Below are 22,114 nucleotides of genomic sequence, written 5' to 3'. Positions count from 1 at the left end.
CATGACTGGGAACAACCTCGCCATCATCGTCCTCGCCGCGGGCCAAGGCACGCGCATGAAGTCGCGCCTGCCGAAGGTGCTGCACCGGATCAGCGGGCGGCCTCTGGTCGGACACGTGCTGACGACGGCCACGCGTCTGCAGCCAGCGCACATCGAGGTGGTCGTGCGCCATGAGCGCGATCAGGTCGTGGCGGCGCTGCGCGAGGACTACCCGGACGCGGTCTTCGTCGACCAGGACGACGTGCCGGGCACGGGCCGCGCCGTCCAGGTCGCGGTCGACGCGCTGCCCGCGGACTTCGACGGCGACGTGCTCGTGCTCTCCGGCGACTGCCCGCTGGCCGATGCCGAGACGCTCTCCACGTTCCTCGACGAGCACCGCGCCTCCGGAGCCCCGGCCACCCTCATGACCGCCCTCGTCGACGACCCCACCGGCTACGGGCGGGTCATCCGCGACGCCGACGGCACGGTCGACCGGATCGTCGAGCAGAAGGACGCCACGGCGGAGGAGGCGGCGGTCAGCGAGATCAACGCCGGCATGTACGTGTTCCGCGCCGCCACGCTGCGCACCTACCTGCCGCGGATCGGCGTGGACAACGCCCAGGGCGAGATGTACCTGACCGACGTGCCCGGCCTCGTGCGACGGGACGGCGACCGGGTCGCGGCGTCGATCGTGTCGGACGTCGAGGTCACGTTCGGGGTCAACGACCGCGCCCAGCTCGCCGAGGTCGGCCGTCGTCTGAACGCCCGCATCGTCCGTCGCTGGCAGCTCGAGGGCGTCACGATCGTCGACCCGGCGACCACCTGGATCGACGACGACGCCACGCTCGCCCCCGACGTCACGATCCTGCCGAACACGCAGATCTTGCGCGCGACGACGATCGCCGCGGGGGCGACGATCGGTCCGGACACCACGCTCGTCGACTGCGAGGTCGGGGAGGATGCGGTCGTCCGCCGGACCGACGCGACCCTGGCCGTGATCGGCGCCGAGGCGACCGTCGGCCCGTTCTCCTACCTCCGCGCCGGCACCGTGCTCGGCCCGAGGGGCAAGATCGGCGCTTACGTCGAGACGAAGAACGCGGAGGTCGGCGAGGGCAGCAAGGTCCCGCACCTGTCGTACGTCGGTGATGCGACGATCGGCCGGGGGGTGAACCTCGGGGCGAGCACCATCACCGCCAACTACGACGACGTCAACAAGCACCGCACGGAGATCGGCGACGAGGTGCACACCGGCTCGCACACGGTGCTGGTCGCGCCCGTTAGGCTTGGTCCTGGTGCGAAGACCGGCGCCGGCGCCGTCGTCCGCAAGGACGTCCCGGCCGGTGCCCTGGCCATGAGCGTGGCCCCCCAGCGCAACATCGAGGGGTGGGTCGAGAAGAACAGAGCAGGGACGGGCGCGGCGGATGCCGCGGCCCGGGAGAATTCGGCGGAATAGGCGGAGCATGGCCCGGAAGAAGAAGACGGTCGACCTGGATCGCGACAACGGCGTGGCCCCCGGCCTCGTCGCCAAGACGAAGAAGCGTCTGGTCATCGCGGGTGGTCGATCGCATCCCGAGCTGACGGCGGCCGTCGCCGCGTCGCTCGGCACCGAGATCGCTCCGGTCGAGCACCGCACCTTCGCCTCCGGCGAGATCTACGCCCGCTTCGAGGTCTCGATCCGCGGCTGCGACCTCTTCCTCGTGCAGACCTTCGGCGAGCCGGTCAACGAGTGGCTCATGGAGACGCTCATCATGATCGACGCCGCCAAGCGCGCCTCGGCGAAGCGCATCACCGTCGTCGCGCCGTACTATCCGTACTCGCGTCAGGACAAGAAGGGCCGCGGCCGCGAGCCCATCAGCGCCCGCCTCGTCGCCGATCTGCTGAAGACGGCGGGCGCCGACCGCGTCATGAGCGTCGACCTGCACGCCGCTCAGATCCAGGGCTTCTTCGACGGCCCCGTCGACCACCTGTTCGCCAAGCCGGTGCTCCTCGACCACTTCGAGCGCACGCTCACGCCGGAGGACCGCGAGATCCTCACGGTCGTCTCCCCGGACATGGGCCGCGTCCGCGTGGCCGACACCTGGTCGGACAGCCTCGGCGCGCCGCTCGCGATCATCCACAAGCGCCGCGACCCGAAGGTCGCCAACCAGGTCTCCGTGCACGAGATCGTCGGCACCGTCGAGGGGCGCACCTGCCTCCTCGTCGACGACATGATCGATACCGGCGGCACGATCGTCAAGGCCGCGCAGGCGCTGAAGGCGAACGGCGCGCACCGCGTGATCGTCGCGGCGACCCACGCGATCTTCAGCGACCCGGCCTCCGAGCGGCTGCAGGACGCGGCGATCGACGAGGTCGTCGTCACGGACACCATCCCGCTCTCCGCGTCGCGTCGTTGGGAGAACCTCACGGTGCTGCCGATCGCGCCGCTGCTCGCGCGGGCGATCCATGAGGTCTTCGAAGACGGCTCCGTCACGAGCATGTTCGGCGGGGACGCGTAACTCATCGGGACGGCACAGCCCGCGCATAGCCCCGGTGCTTACGGTCGAGTCATCGACGGAAGAGTCGACCGACGACGACCACGGAGGACCCCATGATCCGCACGACCGTTCCGACCTCTGTCCGCACGGGCTCCGCCCTTCTCGGGATCGCGGGGCTGTTCATCCTCGCCGGATGCTCGTCGACCGGCGACGCCGCAGACACCTCGACCGGCACCGACGAGACCGCGGGGTCGAGCACCTCGTCCTCCTCGAGCGGGGGTGACGCCTCCGGCACCTACACCGACGGCACGTACACCGCCGACGGCTCGTACCAGACCCCGGAGACGGTGGAGGAGATCACCGTCACGCTCACCCTCGCCGACGGCGTCGTGACGGAGGTCGAAGTGACCGGCGACCCGAAGGCTCCGGAGACCGAGCGGTACCAGGGCGAGTTCATCGACGGGATCGCCGACGAGGTCGTGGGGAAGCCGATCGACGAGCTGAACGTCAGCCGGGTCGCCGGGTCGTCGCTCACGAGCGGCGGCTTCAACGACGCCGTGGCCTCCATCAAGGAGCAGGCCGCCGCCTAGGCGCGAGGCGTCCTCATGGGGGAGTGGCGATTCGAGGCGATCGGCACCGGGTGGGAGATCGAGACCGGTGCCCCGCTCACGGATGACGTCCGCGCGGCCGTGACCGCCGAGATCGAGCGCTTCGATCGCCTCTGGTCCCGCTTCCGAGACGACTCCGACGTGGTGCGTCTCGGCCGGTCGGGCGGCTCGCTGTCCGCTCCGGACGCGGCGCCGATGCTCGATGCCTATCGCGAGCTCGATGCGGCGACGGCCGGTGCGGTGAACCCCCTGGTCGCCGACAGCCTGGAGGCCCTGGGCTACGACGCCGCGTACTCGCTGCGGGCCGGGGAGCCCCGCCCCGCTCCCGCGTCCTGGACGTCCCTGCTGACCTGGTCGGCGGACACGGTTGAGGCGCACGAGCCCGCCCTCCTCGACGTGGGCGCCCTCGGCAAGGGGCGTCTCGTCGACCGGGTCATGGCGGTGCTGGCAGTCGTCCCCGGGGACGTGGTCGTGGATGCCGGCGGAGACATCCGGGTGCGCGGCGCCGGCGTGCGCGTCGCTCTCGAGCACCCGTTCGATGCGCGGAAGGCGATCGGCGTCGTCGAGATCACCGACGGCGCGCTGTGCGCCTCGGCCGTCAATCGACGGGCCTGGGGCGAGGGCCTCCACCACGTGCTCGATGCGCGGACGGGACAGCCCGTCCGCACCTGGGCGGCGACGTGGGCACTCGCCCCGGAGGCGATGACGGCGGATGCCGTGGCCACCGCGCTGTTCTTCGACGGCGGCCCGGAGCTGGCCGCCCGCTGGGGCGTCGAGTGGGTGCGCATGACCACCGACGGCCGTGTGCAGCGCTCGCCCGGCTGCCAGGCCGAGCTCTTCACCGCAGCTCCTGCGCGAGCCGCCGGAACCGTGGGAGACAGGACACCATGACCACCGCCTTCGCCGCCGCCCGCCAGCGCGTCCTCGCCGTGCTCGGCTCACTGTCGATGTACCGTCTCGTGCTGTTCGCGCTGACGGCCCTCGCGCTCATCGCGCTCGTGCTCTCCCTGCTCGGGGTGATCGTCTCTCCGACGCCGGTGGAGCTGGTGGCGTCCTTCCTCGTGCTCGCGGTCGTGATCTCGGCTGTGGACGCGGTCGCGCAGCGCCTGCTCCGCCTGCCCTGGCGCGTGGAGTCTTCACTCGTCACGGCCCTCATCCTGCTGTTCGTGCTGCGTCCCGGCATTGAGCCGTCGGCACTGCTCGGCCTCGCCATCGCGGGCGCAGTGGCCAGCGTGTCCAAGTACCTCATCGCCTGGCGAGGACGCCACATCTTCAACCCGGCGGCGTTCGGTGCCGCGGTGGTGTCGATCCTGGGGGCGTTCGGGGCGTTCAGCTGGCTCGGCACCTCGTCCTCGTGGTGGGTCGGCACGCCGGTGCTCGTGATCCCCGTCGTCCTCCTCGGGCTCGCCGTGCTGTGGCGTACGGAGAAGGTCGGGGTCGTCCTGCTCTTCCTCGTCGTCGCCGTCGCCACCTCGGTCGTGCGGCAGGCCGTGCAGGCCGTGCAGTTCGACGTGGCCTTCGACGTCGTGACGGCGCTGTCGTTCGCGGTGCTCCAGTCGCCGTTCCTCTTCCTCGGCGCGTTCATGCTGTCGGAGCCCTTGACGCTCCCGCCGCGTCGTCGGCAGCAGCTCGTCGTCGCCGTCGTGGTGGGCGTGCTCGCGGGGTGGCCGATCTCGGTGGCCGGTCTGTTCACGCTCGGGCAGGAGCGCGCTCTGCTCATCGGGAACCTCGTGGCCTTCGCGTTCGCGCTCCGCGGGTCCGTGCGTCTCGTCCTCGAGAGCCGCGCCTCCGTGACGCCGACCGCCCAGGAGCTCACCTTCCGGGCGAAGGGCCGCGTACGGTTCCTCCCCGGGCAGTATCTCGAGCTCGACGTGCCGCACCGACGGCCGGACGCGCGGGGGACGCGCCGCGAGTTCAGCATCGTGTCCGCTCCGGCCGACCTTCCGACCCTTCGCATCGCGTACAAGAACGGCGACCAGCAGCACCCGTCGAGCTACAAGCGGGCTCTTGCGGCGGCCGAGCCCGGTGCGACGTTCGCCGTGACCGGAACCTGGGGCGACTTCATCCTCCCGCGCGGCGAGCAGCCGGTGCTCATGGTCGCGGCCGGCATCGGCGTGACCCCGTTCGTGTCGCAGCTCCGGCAGCTCCAGGCGACGGGGGAGCGGCGCGACATCGTCCTCGTCTACGTGGCGTCCTCGGCGGAGGAGCTCGCCTTCCGCGACGAGCTCGCCGCGACGGGTGTGCGCGCGGTCGTGTTCACCCGCGACGAGCCGGCCGACCTCCCCGCGCACTGGACCTGGGCGCAGGGGGCGCGTCTGGACGCGGAGACCCTGGAGCACGCGGTGGGGGACCTCTCGGCGCGGCACGCCTTCATCTCCGGGCCGCCGCGGCTCATCGCCGACCTCGCGCCCGCGCTGCAGAAGGCCCGTTCCCTCACCACCGACGCCTTCGCCGGCTACTGACCCGGATCGTCCTCCGTCCGTCGGTCCGGGGGCGCTGCGACACCTGCACGACCCCCCGACACCCGCACGACCGAATCCCCGGTCTCGTCGTGCATCCGCCCCCGGATCGTGCCGACGGGATGGGTGCACGACCGCGGGACCTGCACGACCGGGGGACACCTGCACGACCGTGGGACGGGTGCACGAGGGGACGGACGGATGGGTCGCGCGTACGGGATCGGGGCGTGCGGGTGAGCGCGGGCTCGTCTCGACCTCGGAGACCGGCCGGGACACCTGCACGACTGGGGGACGGGTGCACGACGGTGTGAACGGATCAGTCGTGCGGGCGGGTTCCGGTCGTGCAGCTGAGCGGGGTAGAAGGAACCCCCGGGTCAGGAGTCGGGGGTCTCGCCGGGAGGAGTCATCGGGATCCGGACCGTGAAGGTCGTGTCGCCGGGCTCGCTGTCGACCGAGATGCGGCCGTGGTGGCCCTCCACGATGGCCTTGACGATCGCGAGACCGAGCCCGGTCCCTCCGGTCTGCCGGGCGCGGGAGCTGTCCCCGCGGGCGAAACGGGCGAAGAGCTCGTCGCGGAGGGCGGGATCGATCCCCGGGCCGTCGTCGTGCACGCGGAGCACGGCCTCGTCGCCCTCCCGGGCCACGCTCAGCGTCACCGTGGTCCCCGCGGGGGTGTGGGTGCGGGCATTGGCCAGCAGGTTCGCGACGACTTGATGCAGCCGCCCGGCATCCCCGACGACGGTGACCGGCTCGTCCGGCACCTCGATGTTCCAGTGGTGATCGGCCGCGGTCGGTCGCGCATCCGAAAGGCCTTCGAGGGCGAGCTGGGTGAGGTCGACCGTGCCGTACACGAGTTCGCGTCCCTCGTCGAGACGGGCGAGGAGCAGCAGGTCCTCCACGAGCCGCGTCATCCGCAGCGACTGCGCCTGGATGCGCTCCAGGGAGGAGGTCGTGCCCTCGATGACCGCGTCTTCCTTCGTCGCCTCCGGTGCCTGACGCAGCGCCCGCAACGAGAGCTCCGAGTAGCCGCGGATGGAAGCCAGGGGCGTACGCAGCTCATGGCTCGCGTCGGCGACGAACCGGCGCATCTGCTCCTCGTTCTTCTGCCGCGCCGAGAGGGACGTGTCCACGTGGTCGAGGAGCTTGTTGAGCGCGGCGCCGACGAGCCCGGTCTCCGTCCGCGGATCGGCCTCGCTCGCCGGCACGCGCTCGGTGATGCTGACCTCGCCGCGGTCGAGCTGCTGATTGGCGACTCTCGTCGCGGTCGCCGCAACCGCCCGCAGCGGCCGCAGCCCGACACGGATCGTGACCGCCGTCGTCAGGGCGAGGAGGATCAGGCCGCCCGCCGTCGCGAGCAGGATCACGGTGAGGAGCTGCGTGAGCTGATGCTGGATGTCGTCGCGCGGGAGCCCGGTGACGACGACGACGCCGTTGCTCGCGGTGGTCGCGACGACCCGATACGAGCCGAGGCCGTCGAAGGAGACCGTGGCGGGGGTGCCGAGTGCGACCGTTCCGTAGAGCTGCTGCAGCTGACCGGGGGTGAGCGGCTGCGGCGTGCTGTTCAGCGCCCCGCGGCTGTCCTCGAAGGCGACGCCGCTCGGCCCCGCGATGGGGCTGCCGAGCGACAGCAGAAGTCCGGGCATGGGGTCCAGGCGATACAGGATGTTGTCGACGGTGGCCTCGGACGGCGCGATGCCCTCCACGATCCGATCCCGGATCGTCGCGGCGTAGCTCTTCACCTTGTTGTCGAGCTGGTCCTCGAGCGTGCTGCCGAGGGTGGCGCTGGTGATGACGGCGACGATGACGAGGATCAGCGACACGAACCCGATCACCGCGGTCATCAGCCGCGTCTGCAGGCTCATGGGCCGTCGCGTCACCGTCGCTCCGCTCACTGCGGGGCCTTGATCATGTAGCCGACGCCGCGCACGGTGTGCAGGAGGGGCGTGCGCCCGGCGTCGATCTTCTTCCGGAGGTAGGAGATGTAGAGCTCCACGACCGACGACTTGCCGCCGAAGTCGTAGCTCCAGACGCGGTCCAGGATCTGCGCCTTGGACAGCACCCGGCGCTCGTTGCGCATGAGGTAGCGCAGCAGTTCGAACTCGGTCGCGGTCAGCTCGATCTCCACGCCGTCCCGGACGACCTCGTGGCTGTCCTCGTTGAGCGTGAGATCGGCGACCCGGAGGATCGACTGCCCGTCGTCGGCGCTGGCGTGTCCGGTGCGCCGGATGATCGCGCGGAGTCGGGCGATCACCTCCTCCAGGCTGAACGGCTTGGTCACATAGTCGTCGCCCCCGGCGGTGAGCCCGGCGACGCGGTCGCCCACGGCATCTTTCGCCGTCAGGAACAGGACGGGGACGAGGTTGCCGGCTTCCCGGAGACGCTTGAGCACGGCCATCCCGTCGAGGTCGGGCATCATGATGTCGAGCACGAGGGCGTCCGGCTCGAACTCCTTCGCGACCTGGATCGCCTCGAGACCGGAGGAGGCGGTGCGCACCTCCCAGCCCTCCATGCGCAGGGCCATGGCGAGCAGATCGGTGAGCATCTGCTCGTCGTCCACGGCGAGGATGCGCAGAGGGGAGCCGTCGGGGCGGCGCAGTTCGGGCAGGTCGCTGGTCATGCCTCTATTCTGCGGAACTTCCTATGTGATTTCTATGGAGTGGGCTATGGGTTCTCTGGGAGATGTCCGCCTCATAGAACCCTCATCATCCGTCCCTCGAATCCGCATAACGGCCGTCCCTAGCGTCGGTTCCGCGCCGCGATCGTCGCGGCGGGAGGAGAGACATGTACGGACGATATCTGCGGCGCGAACTCGCGGGCCGCAAGAAGCAGACGGCGATCGTGGCCATCGGTCTCGCGATCGCGATCGGACTCGTGATCGTGGTGAACGCCCTGACGACCGGTGTGCGCGACGCCCAGGCGCAGTCGCTCGCGGCGGTGTACGGGGTCGGGACGGATCTCACCGTCACGGGTGCCGCCGCGGAACCGGCGACGGGACGGGGCCGCGGTTCGAGTTCGACGAGGACGCGGGGGAGAGCGACGGCGAGACCACGACCCTGGAGCAGTCGACCCTGCGCACGGACTTCGGCCGGACGACGCTCGATGCCGCGGTGCTGGACACGGTGGCCGGTACCGACGGCGTCGCCGCCGCGACCGGTGCGCTGAGCCTGACGAACTCGACCTTCTCCGGTGAGCTGCCGAGCGGCGGCTTCGGCGGGCAGGACGGTGCGGAGGACGGCGAGGCGCCCGCGGAGGGTAAGGCTCCTCCGCAGGGTGGCGGCGGGGGTGGAGGCGGTGCTTTCGGCATCGACTCGTTCACCGTCCTGGGCATCGACCCGTCTGCGTCGGAGGTCGGCCCGCTGGCCTCCGCCGAGATCGGCGAGGGGCGTGGGCTGGACGCCGATGACAGCGGAGCGCTCGTCGCGCTGGTGGACAGCACCTACGCCGCGAGCGAGGACATCGCCGTCGGCGACACCCTGGACGTCGCGGGCTCCGACGTCGAGGTCGTCGGCCTCCTCACCTCGGCGTCGGATGCCGCAGACACCGCGGCGGACGTCTACCTCCCGCTCGACACCGCGCAGGAGCTGGCCGGGGTGGAGGACGTGATCTCCACGGTGTACGTGCAGGCGGATTCGGCGGCGTCCATCGACGAGGTGCAGACGGCCCTGGCGGAGGAGCTTCCCGACGCCACCGTCTCCTCGCAGTCCGAGCTCGCCGCGACCGTGTCCGGCTCGCTCTCGAACGCGACGGCGCTCGTCACGAACCTCGGCACCTGGCTGTCGATCATCGTCCTCGCCGTCGCCGTGCTGCTCTCGGTGCTCCTCACCCTCTCCGGCGTCGGCCGCCGCACCCGCGAGTTCGGCACCCTGAAGGCGATGGGGTGGTCGAACGGCCGCGTCGTGCGCCAGGTCGCCGGGGAGTCGATGGTGCAGGGACTCCTCGGAGGAGCGGCAGGTCTCGTGCTCGGCCTCGCCGGGATCCTGATCATCACCGTCGCGCAGCCGACCGTGGCCGCCGGCTCCGCGGCCGTCGGCGGAGGCCCGGAGGGAGGAGGCGGCTTCGGCGGCCCCGGCGGCATGGCCCCGGGCGCGGAGACCGCCACCGACATCGTGCTGCAGGCACCGCTGACCCCCTGGGTGCTCGTCGCCGCCGTGGGCCTCGCCGTGCTGGGCGGGCTCGTCGCCGGCGCCTTCGGAGGCTGGCGGGCGGCGCGGCTGAGCCCCGCCGAGGCCCTGCGGTCCGTCGCATGAGCGGCGTCGCGAACCACACAGGAGAGAAGGAGACCGAGATGACCACGATGACGGATTCCGAGGCCCGCGTTCCGGCCTCGTCGGCGGCGACCCCGCTGTACCGGGCGACGGGCGTCACCCGCACCTATACGCGGAGGGGACGGACGGTGACGGCACTCACCGGCGTCGACCTGGAGATCATGCCCGGCGCCTTCGTCACGATCCAGGGGCCGACCGGAGGGGGCAAGTCGACGCTGCTGCAACTGCTGGGGGCGCTCGACACCCCGACCTCCGGGACGCTGCAGCTGGACGGCCGTGAACTGTCGTCGGCCTCGCCGTCGGAGCTGGGACGGGTCCGCGCGCAGGAGATCGGCTTCGTCTTCCAGGGGTTCAACCTGATCCCCACGCTGACGGCGGCGGAGAACGTCGACATGGCCCTGGAGCCGCTCGGCATCGACCCGGCGGAACGACGCACCCGGGTCGCCGCCGCTCTCGCCCACGTTGGCCTGGCGGACCGCGGAGACCATCGTCCCGCGGAGCTGTCCGGCGGACAGCAGCAGCGTGTCGCGATCGCGCGGGCGATCGTCAAGCGCCCCCGGGTGCTGCTCGCGGACGAGCCGACGGGCAACCTCGACGAGAGGATGCGCGACGAGATCCTCGACCTGCTGGAACGCCTCTGCGCGGAGGGCATCACGATGGTCGTCGTCACGCACGACTCCGCGGTGGCGCGGCGGGCGACGAAACGGCTGCGTCTGACGCAGGGGACGGTGAGGGACATCACCCGATAGCCGGCGGCGCGGGGGAGGGGCGGACGGTGGGCCGCCCCTCTTCCGTGATGTCCGACCCCGGGTCTACCGTGTGCTCATGGTCGACCACGTCGAGTCCGCACAGCCCACCGTCCACCGTCCCTCCACCGTCTCCGAGGTCGCCGCGCTCGTCCGCGCCGCCGCGCAGGAGGCTGTCCCCCTGACCGTCGTCTCCGGCGGACACGGGCCCTGGTCCCACGCCTCCGCTCCCGGTCTGCGGCTCGAACTCGGGGAGCTCTCCTCGATCGAGGTCGACGGCACCGCCGTGCGCATCGGTGGCGGTGCGGTCTGGGGCGATGTCGCGACAGCCCTCGCCGGCCACGGCCTCGCCCTGAGCTCCGGCGACACGGCCAGCGTCGGCGTCGGCGGTCTCACCCTCGGCGGCGGCGTCGGCTGGATGGTGCGCGCCTGGGGCCTCGCCGTCGATCAGCTGGTCGGCGCCCAGGTCGTCACCGCGAGCGGAGACGTGGTGGAGGTCTCGGCCACGCAGCATCCCGACCTGTTCTGGGCGCTGCGCGGCGGTGGCGGCAACTTCGGCATCGTCACCCGTTTCGACTTCGAAGCGCATCGCCTGCCGGGGATCGCGCTGGCCGAGTCCGTCGTCGACGGCGACGCGACCGCCGTGCTCCGGGCCGCGCGCGAACTCCTCCGCGACGCCCCGCGCGAGCTCACCGTCACGTACATGGACGTGCCGCCCATGGACCCGAGTGCTCCGGCCGGTGCCCGGCTGACCGCCGTATGGGCGGGGCCCGACCCGGAAGCGCTGCGCGTGGAACTCGCGCCGATCACCGCGCTCGACGGTGTCACGACGGAGATCACCGAACCCGCCTACCGGGACATCCTGATGGAGATGCCGCAGCCCGAGGGCGGCGAGGCCCCCGCCCCTCCCGGGTTCCTCGGCGGGAACGGTCTCGTCGCCGATCTCGACGACGAGACGATCGATCGGCTGGTGGCCTATCGGCGGGAGTACCCCGCCTCGGTCGTGTTCCTCCGATCCCTCGGCGGGGCGTTCGGCGACGTGCCGCAGGAGGAGACGGCCTTCCCGGCACGCACCGCGACGTGGTTCGTCATGGCCGGTGCCTTCGACGTCCCCGGGCTGCTCGACGAGCAGGGGCGCGAGAAGGCCGCCGCCGACGCGCAGCGGATCGTCGGGGGCCGCCTCGCCGAGTACAGCAACTTCGTCGACCGCGAGCGCCCGGACGCGGTGTCCGGGATGTACGACGGCGACGCCTACGAGCGTCTGCGGGCGGTGAAGGCGCAGTGGGACCCGCAGAACGTGTTCCGCCGCAACCACAACATCCTCGTCTGACGCACGAAGGGCCGGGCACCCTGCGGTGCCCGGCCCTTCGAAGACCCGAGGTCAGTGCGTGTCTTCGGCCTCGATCTCGGAGCGGTCGCCCGACCACAGCGTGTGGAAGGTGCCCTCCTTGTCGATGCGCTTGTAGGTGTGCGCACCGAAGAAGTCGCGCTGACCCTGCACGAGAGCGGCCGGGAGGCGGTCGGCGCGGATGCCGTCGTAGTACGACAGCGACGACGAGAACGCGGGAGCCGGGATGCCGGATTGCGCCGCCGTGACCACCACGCGGCGCCATGCCGCCTGGCCGCGGGTGAGCGCCTCGGCGAAGTACGGAGCCGTCATCAGCACCGGCAGGTCGGGGGTCTCGGCATAGGCGTCCGCGATCCGGTTCAGGAACTGTGCACGGATGATGCAGCCGCCGCGCCAGATCTTGGAGATCGCACCGAGATTGATGTTCCAGCCGTACTCGGCGGCACCGGCGCGGATCTCGTCGAAGCCCTGCGAGTAGGCGACGATCTTGGAGGCGTAGAGCGCCAGGCGGACGTCCTCGACGAACGCGTCGACCTCGTCGGCCGGGACCGTGAACTCCTCGTCCGGGCCGGGAAGCGCGGCGGCGACCGCGCGCTGCTCGGGGTGCGAGGAGAGGGAGCGGGCGAAGGTCGCCTCGGCGATACCCGAGACCGGCACGCCCAGGGAGAGCGCGGTCTGCACGGTCCAGGCGCCGGTGCCCTTCGCGCCGGCCTGGTCCAGGATGACGTCGACCAGCGGCTTGCCGGTGGACGCGTCGACCTGCCGCAGCACCTCGGCGGTGATCTCGATGAGGTACGACTCCAGCTCGCCGCGGTTCCACTCGGCGAAGATCTCGGCGATCTCCGCGGGCGTCTTGCCGGTGCCGCGCCGGATGAGGTCGTACGCCTCGGCGATGAGCTGCATGTCGGCGTACTCGATGCCGTTGTGCACCATCTTGACGAAGTGGCCGGCGCCGTCGTGTCCGACGTGCGTCACGCAGGGCTCGCCCTCGGCGACCGCGGCGATGGACTTCAGGATGGGCCCGAGCGTGACCCAGGACTCGTCGGAGCCGCCCGGCATGATCGAGGGACCGGTGAGGGCCCCCTCCTCGCCGCCGGAGATGCCGGCGCCGACGAAGTTGATGCCGGTCTCGCGGACGGCCTTCTCGCGGCGGATGGTGTCCGGGAAGTAGGCGTTGCCGCCGTCGACGATGATGTCGCCCGGCTCGAAGACCTCGACGAGGGAGTCGATCACGGCGTCGGTCGGAGCTCCGGCCTTGACCATGATGATGGCGGTACGCGGCTTCTGCAGCGAATCGGCGAACTCCTGGTAGGTCTTCGCCGGGATGAAGCCCGCCTCGGGATGCTCGTCGAGGAGGGTCTGCGTCTTCTCGTAGCTGCGGTTGAAGATCGCCACGGTGTTGCCCTCGCGGCTCGCGAGGTTGCGGGCGAGGTTCGACCCCATGACGGCGAGTCCGACGACTCCGATGTTCGCTGATGCTTCGGGCACGGAAGGCTCCTCGATCGTGAAGAAGGGTTGAGTTCAGCGTATCGCTGTAGGGCGGATCGAGGCGCACCCGTGACGCGACCCTGTCATCGTCCGCGGTGCCGGGCGGCCGGGACGCTCGGGACCTCTACGCTGAGGAGAGCACAGGAGCTGGAGGGAGTCGGTCGTGACGGAGTCTGAGAAGAAGGTCCGCGCCGTCGTCGCGGTGCCGTTGGCGGAGGAGCTGTGCGGGCTCATCGAAGAGCTCGAGCCGCGGCTCGAGGTCGTCCACGATGCGGCGCTCGTGCCTCCTATGCGCGGCCCTGCCGACTGGTCGGGAGACCCGGAATTCAGCCGGACCCCGGAACAGCAGCGCGCGTTCGACGATCTCGTCGACTCCGCGGACGTGCTCTTCGGCATCCCCGATGTCGACCCGCAGGCGCTGGCGCGGACGGTATCCGCCAATCCGGGACTGCGCTGGGTCATGACCACGGCGGCCGGGGGCGGCAGCACTATCAAGGCGGCGGGACTCGACCGCGCCGACCTCGACCGCATCGTCTTCACCACCAGCGCGGGCGTCCACGGCGGAACGCTGGCCGAGTTCGCGCTCTTCGCGGTGCTCGCCGGGGCGAAGGGCCTCCCGCGGCTGCTCGACGACCAGCGGAAGCGCACCTGGCCCGACCGCTGGGAGATGCGTCAGGTCGACGAGATGACCGTGCTCGTCGTCGGACTCGGCGGGATCGGCGCGGAGTGCGCCCGCCGTTTCCACGCGCTCGGCGCCCGGGTGTGGGGAACCAGCCGCTCCGGCCGCGCGGTCGAGGGCGTCGACCGTCTCATCGCGCCCGACGAGCTCGTGGACGCGGTGGGCGAGGTCGACGCGATCGTCGTCACTCTGCCGGGCACGGAGCAGACCAGGCACCTCATCGGGGAGGAGGTCCTCCGGGCCGTGAAGCCCGGGGTCATCCTCACCAACGTCGGACGCGGCAGTGTCGTCGACGAGACGGCGCTTCTCGCCGCGCTCGATGACGGCCGCGTCGGCTTCGCCGGGCTGGACGTCTTCGAGCAGGAGCCGCTTCCCGCCGACTCGCCGCTCTGGACGCACCCCCGCGTCCTCGTCAGCCCGCACACGGCGGCTCTGAGCTCGAAGGAGGAGGAGCGCATCGCACGGAGGTTCGCCGAGAACGCCACCCGGCTGCTCGACGGCCGGGAGCTGCGTGCCGTGGTCGACACGGTCGAGTTCTACTGAGCCGGGAGGCGACGGGCATGAGCGTGCGCATCGTCGTGATGGGGCCCAGCGGCTCCGGGAAGTCGACGGTGGGTGCGGCGCTGGCCGAGGACCTCGGGGCGCGCTTCGTGGACGGGGACGACCTGCATCCGCTCACCAACGTCCAGAAGATGGCGGCGGGCATCCCTCTCGACGATGACGACCGGATGCCGTGGCTCCGCGTGGTCGGACGGACGCTCGCCGCCGAGACGCGCATCGTCGTCGCCTGTTCGGCGCTGCGCCGGCACTACCGGGATGCCATCAGGGCGGAGGCACCGGACGCCGTCTTCGTCGAGCTCGGCGTGGCTCCGGAGACGCTCGCACGACGGCTGGGCGACCGGCCCGATCACTTCATGCCTGCCGCGCTGCTCGATTCCCAGCTCGACGCGTGGGAACCGCTGCGGCACGACGAGGTCGGGCTCCGCGTCGATGCCGCGCTTCCGCTGAGGCGCGAGGTGGCGGCGATCCGGAAGGCGCTCATCGCGATCACGAGAGCGCCGGGGGACGCTCAGTCCTTGCGGTAGCCCGAGCGGCCGAGGGAGAACAGGGCGGCGCCGGTCGCGACAGCGGCGCACAGCGACATGGCGCCGATCACCCAGAGGAGGACGTGAGAGAGGAACGCGGCGTCGAGCATGGAGGTACTCCGAATTTCTGCAGAGGGGACCGGTGTCCTCAGCCTATCGGGTCATCCGGTACCATGGAGTCGTACCTCGGCGAGGGACGCTTCTGCGCGTGCGCGGACGTCCGTGATCGACGCGGCGAAGCAAGCCCGGTGGCTTTCCTCACGCGTCCGCGTTCGAGTCCACAATTCCAAGACCACCGCGCGGCGCCTTCGCTGCGTGCCCGAAGGAGAACCCCATGTCTGAAGACACCACGGTCCACGCCGAGCTGCGCAGCAGCTTCGGCAAGGGCTTCGCCCGTCGTCTGCGCGCCGCCGGCAAGATCCCCGCGGTCATCTACGGCCACGGCACCGAGCCCGTGCACGTCGCGCTGCCGGGTCACCAGGTCTCCCTGATCATCCGCCGCGCCAACGCGCTGCTCGACCTCGACATCGAGGGCACCTCGCAGCTCGCGCTCGTCAAGGACGTGCAGAAGGACCCGGTGCACCAGATCATCGAGCACATCGACCTCCTGGTCGTGAAGAAGGGTGAGAAGGTCGCCATCGACGTCCCCGTCGTCGTGACCGGCGAGCCGGCTCCCGGCACCATCGTCAACCTCGACGCCACGACCATCCAGGTCGAGGCCGAGGCCACGCACATCCCCGAGAACATCGAGGTCTCGGTCGAGGGTCTCGAGGAGGGCGCGCACATCACCGCCGCCGACGTCACCCTCCCGAAGGGCTCGACGCTCCTCACCGACGCCGAGGTCCTCGTGGTCGCCATCTCCGTCCCGGCCGCTCCGGTCGAGGACGAGGAGACCGAGGGCGAGTCCGCCGAGGGTGCCGCCGAGGCGTCCGAGGAGGCCGCCGCGGAGTGATCTCCGCCTGCTTCATCACGGAGGGGACGCGATCGGATCGCGTCCCCTCCGTCGTATCCTGACCGGGGCGACGGTTCCGGCGAGAGAGGACGAGGAATGGCAGCGACCTGGCTCGTGGTCGGTCTCGGCAACCCCGGACCCCGCTACGAGGCGACCCGCCACAACATCGGCCAGATGGTCGTCGACGAGCTCGCAGCCCGCCGCGGCGAGAGCTTCCGGGAGCACAAGGGCGGTGCCCGCGTCGTCGAGACCTGGCTCCGTCCCGGCGCCGACAAGCTCGTGCTCGCGAAGCCGAACACGTTCATGAACGTCTCGGGCACCCCCGTCGCGGCGCTCGCCCGGTTCTACTCCGTCCCCCTCGACCACGTGGTCGTCGTGCACGACGAGCTGGACATCCCGTTCGACACGGTCAAGCTCAAGACCGGGGGAGGCCACGGCGGGCACAACGGCGTCCGCGACATCGCGCGAGCGCTCACGAGCCCGGACTTCCCCCGGGTGCGCGTGGGCATCGGTCGCCCGGTGGGGCGTCAGGACCCGGCCGACTGGGTGCTCTCCCCGTTCGGCAAGGACGAGCGCGCGAACCTGCCCCTGCTCGTGGGCGACGCGGCCGACGCCGTCGAGCTCCTCGTCGACGAAGGACTGCTCGCCGCACAGCAGAAGCACCACGCCCCCCGCTGAGGTTCCGGCGCGCGCGGCGCGTCAGGTGGTGAAGGTGGCGTACCCCGCCGCCCCGCCGACGGCGAAAGCGGTGAAGACGGCGACGAAGAAGATGATCGCGCCGAGGACGGCGACGATGAGCGCGGCGATGCCCGCTCCGCGCCCCCGCTTCCGGCGGATCGCGATGATGCCGAGTACGATCGCGGCGATGCCGAACACCGTGCCGGCCCAGAAGGACAGCTCCGTCCACAGCACCTGGTCCCGCGCGGGGGACAGGAACCCGAGATCGCTCGTGGAGCCGCTGACGCCCTGCGGGATGCGGCGGCCGACCTCGAAGGCGCTGACGCCGCCGATGATCGGCATGACGACGGCCGCGAGGATCGAGAGGCCGAGAGCGAGCAGGCCGAGGAACCCCGAGGGCTTCGGCGCGGCATCTGGTGCGGTGTACGAGCCGGACGGTGCCGCGTAGCCGCCCACAGGCACCTGATACGCGCCGGGAGGCGCGGCAGGGGGTGCCGGCGGATACGCGGGCGGGTACGGTGCCGGAGCGGCCGGCGGTGTCGACGGATACGCGGGCGGCGGGACCGCACCGGATACCGGCTCCTGCGGGACCGAGGGAAGGGGCGGCACGGCGCCGGGCGGAGGGGGAAGCTGCGGGTCGGTCACGATGTCATCCTAGGCTCGGCCGCGGCTCACACCCGGCGCAGCAGTCCGACGCGGTCGTACACGTCGGACAGCGTGCGATCGGCCACGGCGTCGGCGCGGGCGGCGTTCTCGGCGAGGATCCGGTCCAGCTCCGCCGGGTCGTCGAGGAGCTCGAGGGCACGGCTGCGCACCGGAGCGAACTCCTCCACGACGACCTCGGCGAGGCCCTTCTTGAAGTCGCCGTATCCGCGGCCCGCGTACTCGTCCTCGATCGCGGGGATCTGGCGTCCGGTCAGCGCGGCGTAGATGGTGAGCAGGTTCGAGACGCCCGGCTTGGCCTCACGATCGAACCGCACGGTGCCCTCGTTGTCGGTCACCGCGCGCATGATCTTCTTCGCCGACTTCGCCGGGTCGTCGAGCATCCACAGCACACCGGCGTCGCTCTCTGCCGACTTCGACATCTTCGCCGTCGGGTTCTGCAGGTCGTAGATGCGCGCCGTCTCCTTCTGGATGACCGGGACGGGCACCGTGAAGGTCTCGCCGAACCGCGAGTTGAAGCGCTCCGCGAGGTCGCGGGTGAGCTCGACGTGCTGCTTCTGGTCGTCTCCGACCGGCACGACATCGGTCTGGTACAGCAGGATGTCGGCGGCCATGAGCACCGGGTAGGTGAAGAGGCCGACGCTGGTCGCATCAGCGCCGTAGCGGGCCGACTTGTCCTTGAACTGGGTCATCCGTCCGGCCTCGCCGAAGCCGGTGATCGTGCTGAGGATCCAGGCGAGCTCGGCGTGCGCACGGACGTGTGACTGCACGTACAGCGTCGACTGCGACGGCTCGATGCCCGCGGCGATGTACTGCGCGGCGGTCCGGCGGGTCTTCTCGCGCAGCTCGGCCGGGTTCTGGGCGACCGTGAGGGCGTGCAGGTCGACGACGGAGAAGAACGCGTCATACGAGGTCTGGAGCTCCCGCCACTGCAGGAGCGCGCCGATGTAGTTGCCGATCTGGAGGGAGTCGGCGGAGGGCTGCATTCCGGAGTAGAGGCGAGGCTTGTTCACCCGTCAATCCTATGCGCCCGCGCCGCGGTGCCCGGCGCCGTCGCATCCCCTACGCTGACGTCATGACGGACGGCATGCCCCTGAGACGCGGACAGGTGTTCCTCGACGCCCTGGGCACGGAGGCGGAGCGCCTCCACCCGGAGATCCTCGCGCAGTACCGTGCGCCCGTCTCGGTGGGGCACGCGGAGGGCGTGTTCGCGGTCGCGGGGAGCCGGTTCGGCCGCTGGGCGGCCCTCGCCCGTCCGATCGTGGGACCGGGTCTGCTGGTGCCGACGTCGGGGCGGGACGTGCCGTTCGTGCTGCGCACGACGACCGGGCGCGCGGCGACGGGCCGCGCGACGCTCGACTCCACCCGCGAGTTCCTCTTCCCCGGTCGGACGGCACGGATCGTGGACCGGCTGACGGTGAGCGTGCGGCCGGGGCTGGTGCGGAATCTCCTCGGCGCCCGTGGCCGCGTGGAGCTCATCGAGGAGTGCAGTGTGACGGCGGAGGGCTTCCTGCGGATGCGTACTGTCCGGGTCGCCTTGCGGCTGTTCGGGCGGCGGTTCGCGCTGCCCGGACCGCTCGGCGTGCGCGTGGACCTCGTCGACGGCTGGGACGCCGAGCACCGCCGGCGCACGATCGACATGCGCGCCGTGAACCCCGTGCTCGGCACCGTGCTGGAGTACCGAGGATGGTACCGGGAGTCGGATCCGTCGCCCTCCGAGCGGCCGGAACCGGGTCAGTAGGTGTAGTCGACGACGACCGGCGCGTGGTCGCTCCAGCGCTGGTCGTACGCGGCCGCACGGGCCACGTGGTACGCCTGCACGCGCTCGGCGAGAGCGGGCGTGGCCAGGTGGTAGTCGATGCGCCATCCCGAGTCGTTGTCGAAGGCCTTCCCGCGCATGGACCACCAGGTGTACGGCCCGTCCACCTCGCCGTGGAAGCGACGTCCGACGTCGACCCAGCCCAGGCCCGTGCCGACCGAGCCGTCGACGCCGGTGACCGATGTCCCGGCCTCACCGAGGAAGCGATCGAAGTAGGCGCGCTCGCGCGGCAGGAAGCCGGCCTTGGTGCGGTTGCCGCGCCAGTTCTTGATGTCGAGCTCGCGGTGCCCCACGTTGAGGTCGCCGGTGACGAGGGCGAGGGCGCCGTCGGTGTTCAGGCTCGCCAGTCGAGCCTCGAACGCGTCGAGGAACTTCCACTTCTCGTCCTGCTTGGGGGTGTCGGCCTCGCCGGAGTGCACGTAGGCGCTGACGACGGTGAGCGGACGGTCGCCGATCAGGAAGTCGGCCTCGATCCAGCGCCCCTTGGAGTCGAAGTCCTCCGGGCCGAAGTCCGCCCGGGAGGCGAGCGCGGGGAGGCGGCTGGCGATCGCGACGCCCGCGCGCCCCTTGGCCGTGGCCTCGTCGTGCACGAAGGTCCAGCCGGGAAGGGCGGCCTCGATGTGCTCGTCCTGCCCGCGCACCTCTTGAAGGGTGAGGATGTCGATGTCTGCGGCGTCCAGCCACGTGCTCATCCCGTTGCGGGCGGCCGCCCGGATCCCGTTGACATTGACCGAGGCGATACGCAGGTGAGGCATTCCTCCAGCCTAACGAGCACCGCCGACATCGCGGTTCTGACGGTGATCGAGCTCGGAGAGCAGGCGCTGCGCGAAAGGGGAGGTCGGGGGTGCGGGCGGGGGAGCGGAGGCCTCCAGCCGTGCGACCTCGTCCTCCGCCGCGCGGACGGCGTGCCCGGCCGCCCAGGTCCGGTACCACGGGGCCTCGTCGCGCGCGGCGCGGGCGTCTCGCAGTCGGATCCGTGCGGCGGAGAGCAGCGTGGCGTGTTCGGCCACCCGCCGCTCGGCCTCGGTCGGCAGCAGGAGCGGGAGGTCGCGGTCCTGGGCGGCGACGGCGATCCACGAGGCGGCGACGAGCATGACCACCCCGTTGACCCGGAACCACAGCAGCAGTCCGACGAAGATCGCGAAGGTCGCCAGCAGCGGGTTCGACGGCGTGTAGCTCAGCAGGAACCCGACCCCGAACTGCAGCACCGTCATGGCCGCGCCGCCGAGGAGGGCTCCCGGCCAGATCGTGCTCCAGTGCAGCGAGGTGCCGGTGAGGAAGCGCACCATCGCCGCCAGCGCTCCCGTCAGCAGGACGAACGACACCAGGACGGTGCCGATCCGGATGCTGATGTTGACTCCGTCGGAGCCGGCATCCCAGCCCAGCAGCGACAGCACCCAGCTGAGGACCGCGGCGCTGGCGGAGCTGAGGGCAGAGCCGACGATGAGCGCGACGCCGAAGATCAGGGCGGCGAGCAGGTCGCGCGCCTTGAGGAGGAGGTAGCTGCGGCGGTCGGGCTCGAGGCCGAAGATGTCGCGCACGGCCCGCCGCGAGAAGGTCACCCACCCGATCGCGGTCCAGATCACCGTGCCGAGGGCGATGAGACCGGTGATGCCGAGGAATCCGCTGGTGTTCGAGGCGATCTCCTGCACCTGCGCGGGGGTGAAGACGCCGCCCTCGTCGAGGATGAGGTTCGGGATGTAGTTGTTGATGATGTCGATGAGGCCGTTCACCGCCTCCTCACTGCCGCCGAGCCAGAGGCCCGCGATGGCGAACGCGAGGTAGATCGCGGCGAAGATGGCGAACAGCGCCTGATAGCTCACCCCGGCGGCGAGCAGGAAGCCGTTGTGCTGCAGGAAGTGCCGCCACACCCGCACCGGGAAGAGGCCGAGGGTGCGCCGGGTCAGCGCGGTCGCGCGCTCGACCGCGGCATCGAGGCGACCGTCGGTCGCCGAACCGGGCTCGGACACGCCCCCACCCTACCCAAGCGCGGGACCCGCCCTCGCGCGCCCGGCCTGCCTCAGCGAGAACAGGCGCAGACGCGAGAACAGGCGGCCCCGTCCGGGACCGCCTGTTCTCGCATGGTTGCCTGTGCCGGTGCGTCAGGGACGCCCGCGGAGGACTGCCTGCTTGACCTCGGCGATGGCCTTGGTGACCTCGATGCCGCGGGGGCACGCCTCGGAGCAGTTGAAGGTCGTGCGGCAGCGCCAGACGCCCTCCTTGTCGTTGAGGATGTCGAGACGCACCGCGGCGTTGTCGTCGCGCGAGTCGAAGATGAAGCGGTGCGCGTTGACGATCGCGGCCGGACCGAAGTACTGGCCGTCGGTCCAGAACACCGGGCACGACGAGGTGCACGCGGCGCACAGGATGCACTTGGTGGTGTCGTCGAAGATCTCGCGATCGGCGATGGACTGCGTGCGCTCCTTGCCCTTCTCCGGCACGGAGTTCGCGACGAGGAACGGCTGCACCTCGCGGTACGACGCGAAGAACGGCTCCATGTCGACGACGAGGTCCTTCTCCAGCGGCAGGCCCTTGATGGCCTCGACGTAGATCGGCTTCGAGATGTCGAGGTCCTTGATCAGCGTCTTGCAGGCCAGGCGGTTGCGGCCGTTGATGCGCATGGCGTCGGAACCGCAGATGCCGTGGGCGCAGGAGCGGCGGAAGGTCAGCGAGCCGTCGACCTCCCACTTGATCTTGTGCAGGGCGTCGAGCACGCGGTCGGTGGAGTAGAGCTCCACGTCGTAGTCGACCCAGTGCGGCTCGGCGTCGACCTCGGGGTCGAACCGGCGGATGTTGAAGGTGACGATGAAGGACTGGATCCCGGTGTCTTCGGTCGTCTCGGCCGGCGCTTCGGCGATGGCGTTCGACATG

At 71.0% G+C, this 22,114-nt stretch carries 23 protein-coding genes; 14 read left to right on the top strand and 9 right to left on the bottom strand.

The window, feature by feature from the left end; translation table 11 throughout:
• Window position 1: 1 nt before the first annotated feature.
• The 5 genes from glmU (at window position 2) to B7W94_RS09100 (ending at window position 5,523) form a co-directional block, all read left to right on the top strand.
• Window positions 2–1,432, top strand: a complete 1,431-nt coding sequence (glmU, locus tag B7W94_RS09120; protein WP_085606064.1) for a bifunctional UDP-N-acetylglucosamine diphosphorylase/glucosamine-1-phosphate N-acetyltransferase GlmU — start codon at window positions 2–4, stop codon at window positions 1,430–1,432.
• 7 nt (window positions 1,433–1,439) lie between these two features.
• On the top strand, window positions 1,440–2,474 hold the full coding sequence (locus B7W94_RS09115; protein WP_025105636.1) for a ribose-phosphate diphosphokinase: 1,035 nt from the start codon (window positions 1,440–1,442) through the stop codon (window positions 2,472–2,474).
• A gap of 92 nt (window positions 2,475–2,566) precedes the next feature.
• Window positions 2,567–3,043, top strand: a complete 477-nt coding sequence (locus B7W94_RS09110; RefSeq protein ID WP_085606062.1) for an FMN-binding protein — start codon at window positions 2,567–2,569, stop codon at window positions 3,041–3,043.
• Window positions 3,044–3,058: 15 nt separating this feature from the next.
• Complete coding sequence (locus tag B7W94_RS09105) at window positions 3,059–3,952, top strand: FAD:protein FMN transferase (RefSeq protein ID WP_085606060.1); 894 nt, start codon at window positions 3,059–3,061, stop codon at window positions 3,950–3,952.
• Window positions 3,949–5,523: an FAD-dependent oxidoreductase gene (locus B7W94_RS09100; RefSeq protein ID WP_085606058.1), complete on the top strand. Its 1,575-nt coding sequence runs from the start codon at window positions 3,949–3,951 to the stop codon at window positions 5,521–5,523. The genes B7W94_RS09105 and B7W94_RS09100 overlap by 4 nt, the downstream gene beginning before the upstream one ends.
• A 371-nt stretch (window positions 5,524–5,894) precedes the next feature.
• Here the strand turns inward: B7W94_RS09100 and B7W94_RS09095 are convergent, their stop codons facing one another.
• Together B7W94_RS09095 and B7W94_RS09090 are read right to left on the bottom strand one after the other, a co-directional pair.
• Window positions 5,895–7,382 carry a sensor histidine kinase gene (locus tag B7W94_RS09095; RefSeq protein ID WP_085606056.1) on the bottom strand — a complete coding sequence of 496 codons (1,488 nt, stop codon included), beginning with the start codon at window positions 7,380–7,382 and terminating at the stop codon, window positions 5,895–5,897.
• Between the two features lie 26 nt (window positions 7,383–7,408).
• Window positions 7,409–8,137 (bottom strand): response regulator transcription factor, encoded by a 729-nt coding sequence (locus B7W94_RS09090; RefSeq protein WP_025105641.1) that lies wholly within the window; start codon window positions 8,135–8,137, stop codon window positions 7,409–7,411.
• 164 nt (window positions 8,138–8,301) lie between these two features.
• Between B7W94_RS09090 and B7W94_RS18555 the strand changes: the two genes are divergently transcribed.
• The 4 genes from B7W94_RS18555 to B7W94_RS09075 all read left to right on the top strand — a co-directional run bounded on the left by B7W94_RS18555 (window position 8,302) and on the right by B7W94_RS09075 (window position 11,861).
• Window positions 8,302–8,682, top strand: a complete 381-nt coding sequence (locus B7W94_RS18555; protein ID WP_367379566.1) for a hypothetical protein — start codon at window positions 8,302–8,304, stop codon at window positions 8,680–8,682.
• A complete protein-coding gene (locus B7W94_RS09085) occupies window positions 8,628–9,767 on the top strand; it encodes an ABC transporter permease (protein ID WP_367379565.1) in 1,140 nt (379 codons plus the stop codon). The genes B7W94_RS18555 and B7W94_RS09085 overlap by 55 nt, the downstream gene beginning before the upstream one ends.
• A gap of 47 nt (window positions 9,768–9,814) precedes the next feature.
• Window positions 9,815–10,534, top strand: coding sequence for an ABC transporter ATP-binding protein (locus tag B7W94_RS09080; protein WP_172400111.1), 720 nt, complete (start codon window positions 9,815–9,817; stop codon window positions 10,532–10,534).
• 76 nt (window positions 10,535–10,610) lie between these two features.
• Window positions 10,611–11,861, top strand: a complete 1,251-nt coding sequence (locus tag B7W94_RS09075) for an FAD-binding oxidoreductase (RefSeq protein ID WP_085606054.1) — start codon at window positions 10,611–10,613, stop codon at window positions 11,859–11,861.
• 51 nt (window positions 11,862–11,912) lie between these two features.
• Here the strand turns inward: B7W94_RS09075 and gndA are convergent, their stop codons facing one another.
• Complete coding sequence (gndA, locus tag B7W94_RS09070) at window positions 11,913–13,367, bottom strand: NADP-dependent phosphogluconate dehydrogenase (protein ID WP_085606052.1); 1,455 nt, start codon at window positions 13,365–13,367, stop codon at window positions 11,913–11,915.
• A 163-nt stretch (window positions 13,368–13,530) separates the two neighbouring features.
• Between gndA and B7W94_RS09065 the strand changes: the two genes are divergently transcribed.
• Both B7W94_RS09065 and B7W94_RS09060 read left to right on the top strand, forming a co-directional pair.
• Window positions 13,531–14,589, top strand: a complete 1,059-nt coding sequence (locus tag B7W94_RS09065) for a D-2-hydroxyacid dehydrogenase (RefSeq protein ID WP_085606050.1) — start codon at window positions 13,531–13,533, stop codon at window positions 14,587–14,589.
• Between the two features lie 17 nt (window positions 14,590–14,606).
• Window positions 14,607–15,131 (top strand): gluconokinase, encoded by a 525-nt coding sequence (locus tag B7W94_RS09060; protein ID WP_085606048.1) that lies wholly within the window; start codon window positions 14,607–14,609, stop codon window positions 15,129–15,131.
• Here B7W94_RS09060 and B7W94_RS18475 read toward each other — a convergent pair.
• Window positions 15,116–15,241, bottom strand: coding sequence for a hypothetical protein (locus tag B7W94_RS18475; protein WP_255218687.1), 126 nt, complete (start codon window positions 15,239–15,241; stop codon window positions 15,116–15,118). The genes B7W94_RS09060 and B7W94_RS18475 overlap by 16 nt on opposite strands.
• 224 nt (window positions 15,242–15,465) lie before the next feature.
• Here B7W94_RS18475 and B7W94_RS09055 point away from each other — a divergent pair, with 224 nt between their 5' ends.
• Window positions 15,466–16,083, top strand: a complete 618-nt coding sequence (locus B7W94_RS09055) for a 50S ribosomal protein L25/general stress protein Ctc (protein ID WP_025105648.1) — start codon at window positions 15,466–15,468, stop codon at window positions 16,081–16,083.
• A 96-nt stretch (window positions 16,084–16,179) separates the two neighbouring features.
• Window positions 16,180–16,761, top strand: a complete 582-nt coding sequence (gene pth, locus B7W94_RS09050; RefSeq protein WP_025105649.1) for an aminoacyl-tRNA hydrolase — start codon at window positions 16,180–16,182, stop codon at window positions 16,759–16,761.
• Window positions 16,762–16,782: 21 nt separating this feature from the next.
• On the opposite strand, the gene B7W94_RS09045 is transcribed toward pth, so the two are convergent.
• Window positions 16,783–17,406, bottom strand: coding sequence for a hypothetical protein (locus B7W94_RS09045; RefSeq protein WP_025105650.1), 624 nt, complete (start codon window positions 17,404–17,406; stop codon window positions 16,783–16,785).
• A 26-nt stretch (window positions 17,407–17,432) separates the two neighbouring features.
• Window positions 17,433–18,437, bottom strand: coding sequence for a tryptophan--tRNA ligase (trpS, locus tag B7W94_RS09040; protein WP_025105651.1), 1,005 nt, complete (start codon window positions 18,435–18,437; stop codon window positions 17,433–17,435).
• A 62-nt stretch (window positions 18,438–18,499) separates the two neighbouring features.
• Between trpS and B7W94_RS09035 the strand changes: the two genes are divergently transcribed.
• A complete protein-coding gene (locus tag B7W94_RS09035) occupies window positions 18,500–19,165 on the top strand; it encodes a DUF4166 domain-containing protein (RefSeq protein ID WP_253247417.1) in 666 nt (221 codons plus the stop codon).
• Here the strand turns inward: B7W94_RS09035 and B7W94_RS09030 are convergent.
• The 3 genes from B7W94_RS09030 to B7W94_RS09020 all read right to left on the bottom strand — a co-directional run bounded on the left by B7W94_RS09030 (window position 19,159) and on the right by B7W94_RS09020 (window position 22,113).
• Entirely contained in the window at window positions 19,159–19,998 is an 840-nt protein-coding gene (locus B7W94_RS09030) for an exodeoxyribonuclease III (RefSeq protein ID WP_025105653.1), read from the bottom strand. The genes B7W94_RS09035 and B7W94_RS09030 overlap by 7 nt on opposite strands.
• Window positions 19,999–20,007: 9 nt before the next feature.
• The gene (locus B7W94_RS09025) at window positions 20,008–21,213 is read right to left on the bottom strand and encodes a YihY/virulence factor BrkB family protein (RefSeq protein WP_085606044.1); all 1,206 of its coding nucleotides are present in this window, start codon (window positions 21,211–21,213) and stop codon (window positions 20,008–20,010) included.
• A 132-nt stretch (window positions 21,214–21,345) separates the two neighbouring features.
• Window positions 21,346–22,113, bottom strand: coding sequence for a succinate dehydrogenase iron-sulfur subunit (locus B7W94_RS09020; RefSeq protein ID WP_025105655.1), 768 nt, complete (start codon window positions 22,111–22,113; stop codon window positions 21,346–21,348).
• Window position 22,114 lies beyond the last annotated feature (1 nt).

Origin of the sequence: Microbacterium sp. LEMMJ01 (genome assembly GCF_002114135.1) — a bacterium.
Classification (GTDB): Bacteria; Actinomycetota; Actinomycetes; order Actinomycetales; family Microbacteriaceae; genus Microbacterium.
Note: the sequence above shows the minus strand (reverse complement) of the source record. Positions and strands in the feature narration are given on the sequence as shown.

Bases quoted from the DNA above. Each gene is read 5' to 3' on its own strand.
- B7W94_RS09110 (WP_085606062.1), top strand. From the start codon at position 2,567: ATGATCCGCACGACCGTTCCGACCTCTGTCCGCACGGGCTCCGCCCTT.
- B7W94_RS09060 (WP_085606048.1), top strand. From the start codon at position 14,607: ATGAGCGTGCGCATCGTCGTGATGGGGCCCAGCGGCTCCGGGAAGTCG.
- pth (WP_025105649.1), top strand. From the start codon at position 16,180: ATGGCAGCGACCTGGCTCGTGGTCGGTCTCGGCAACCCCGGACCCCGC.
- B7W94_RS09105 (WP_085606060.1), top strand. From the start codon at position 3,059: ATGGGGGAGTGGCGATTCGAGGCGATCGGCACCGGGTGGGAGATCGAG.
- B7W94_RS09090 (WP_025105641.1), bottom strand. From the start codon at position 8,137: ATGACCAGCGACCTGCCCGAACTGCGCCGCCCCGACGGCTCCCCTCTG.
- B7W94_RS09020 (WP_025105655.1), bottom strand. From the start codon at position 22,113: ATGTCGAACGCCATCGCCGAAGCGCCGGCCGAGACGACCGAAGACACC.
- glmU (WP_085606064.1), top strand. From the start codon at position 2: ATGACTGGGAACAACCTCGCCATCATCGTCCTCGCCGCGGGCCAAGGC.
- B7W94_RS09100 (WP_085606058.1), top strand. From the start codon at position 3,949: ATGACCACCGCCTTCGCCGCCGCCCGCCAGCGCGTCCTCGCCGTGCTC.
- B7W94_RS09095 (WP_085606056.1), bottom strand. From the start codon at position 7,382: ATGAGCCTGCAGACGCGGCTGATGACCGCGGTGATCGGGTTCGTGTCG.
- B7W94_RS09055 (WP_025105648.1), top strand. From the start codon at position 15,466: ATGTCTGAAGACACCACGGTCCACGCCGAGCTGCGCAGCAGCTTCGGC.
- B7W94_RS18475 (WP_255218687.1), bottom strand. From the start codon at position 15,241: ATGCTCGACGCCGCGTTCCTCTCTCACGTCCTCCTCTGGGTGATCGGC.
- B7W94_RS18555 (WP_367379566.1), top strand. From the start codon at position 8,302: ATGTACGGACGATATCTGCGGCGCGAACTCGCGGGCCGCAAGAAGCAG.
- B7W94_RS09080 (WP_172400111.1), top strand. From the start codon at position 9,815: ATGACGGATTCCGAGGCCCGCGTTCCGGCCTCGTCGGCGGCGACCCCG.
- B7W94_RS09115 (WP_025105636.1), top strand. From the start codon at position 1,440: ATGGCCCGGAAGAAGAAGACGGTCGACCTGGATCGCGACAACGGCGTG.
- B7W94_RS09075 (WP_085606054.1), top strand. From the start codon at position 10,611: ATGGTCGACCACGTCGAGTCCGCACAGCCCACCGTCCACCGTCCCTCC.
- B7W94_RS09035 (WP_253247417.1), top strand. From the start codon at position 18,500: ATGACGGACGGCATGCCCCTGAGACGCGGACAGGTGTTCCTCGACGCC.
- B7W94_RS09030 (WP_025105653.1), bottom strand. From the start codon at position 19,998: ATGCCTCACCTGCGTATCGCCTCGGTCAATGTCAACGGGATCCGGGCG.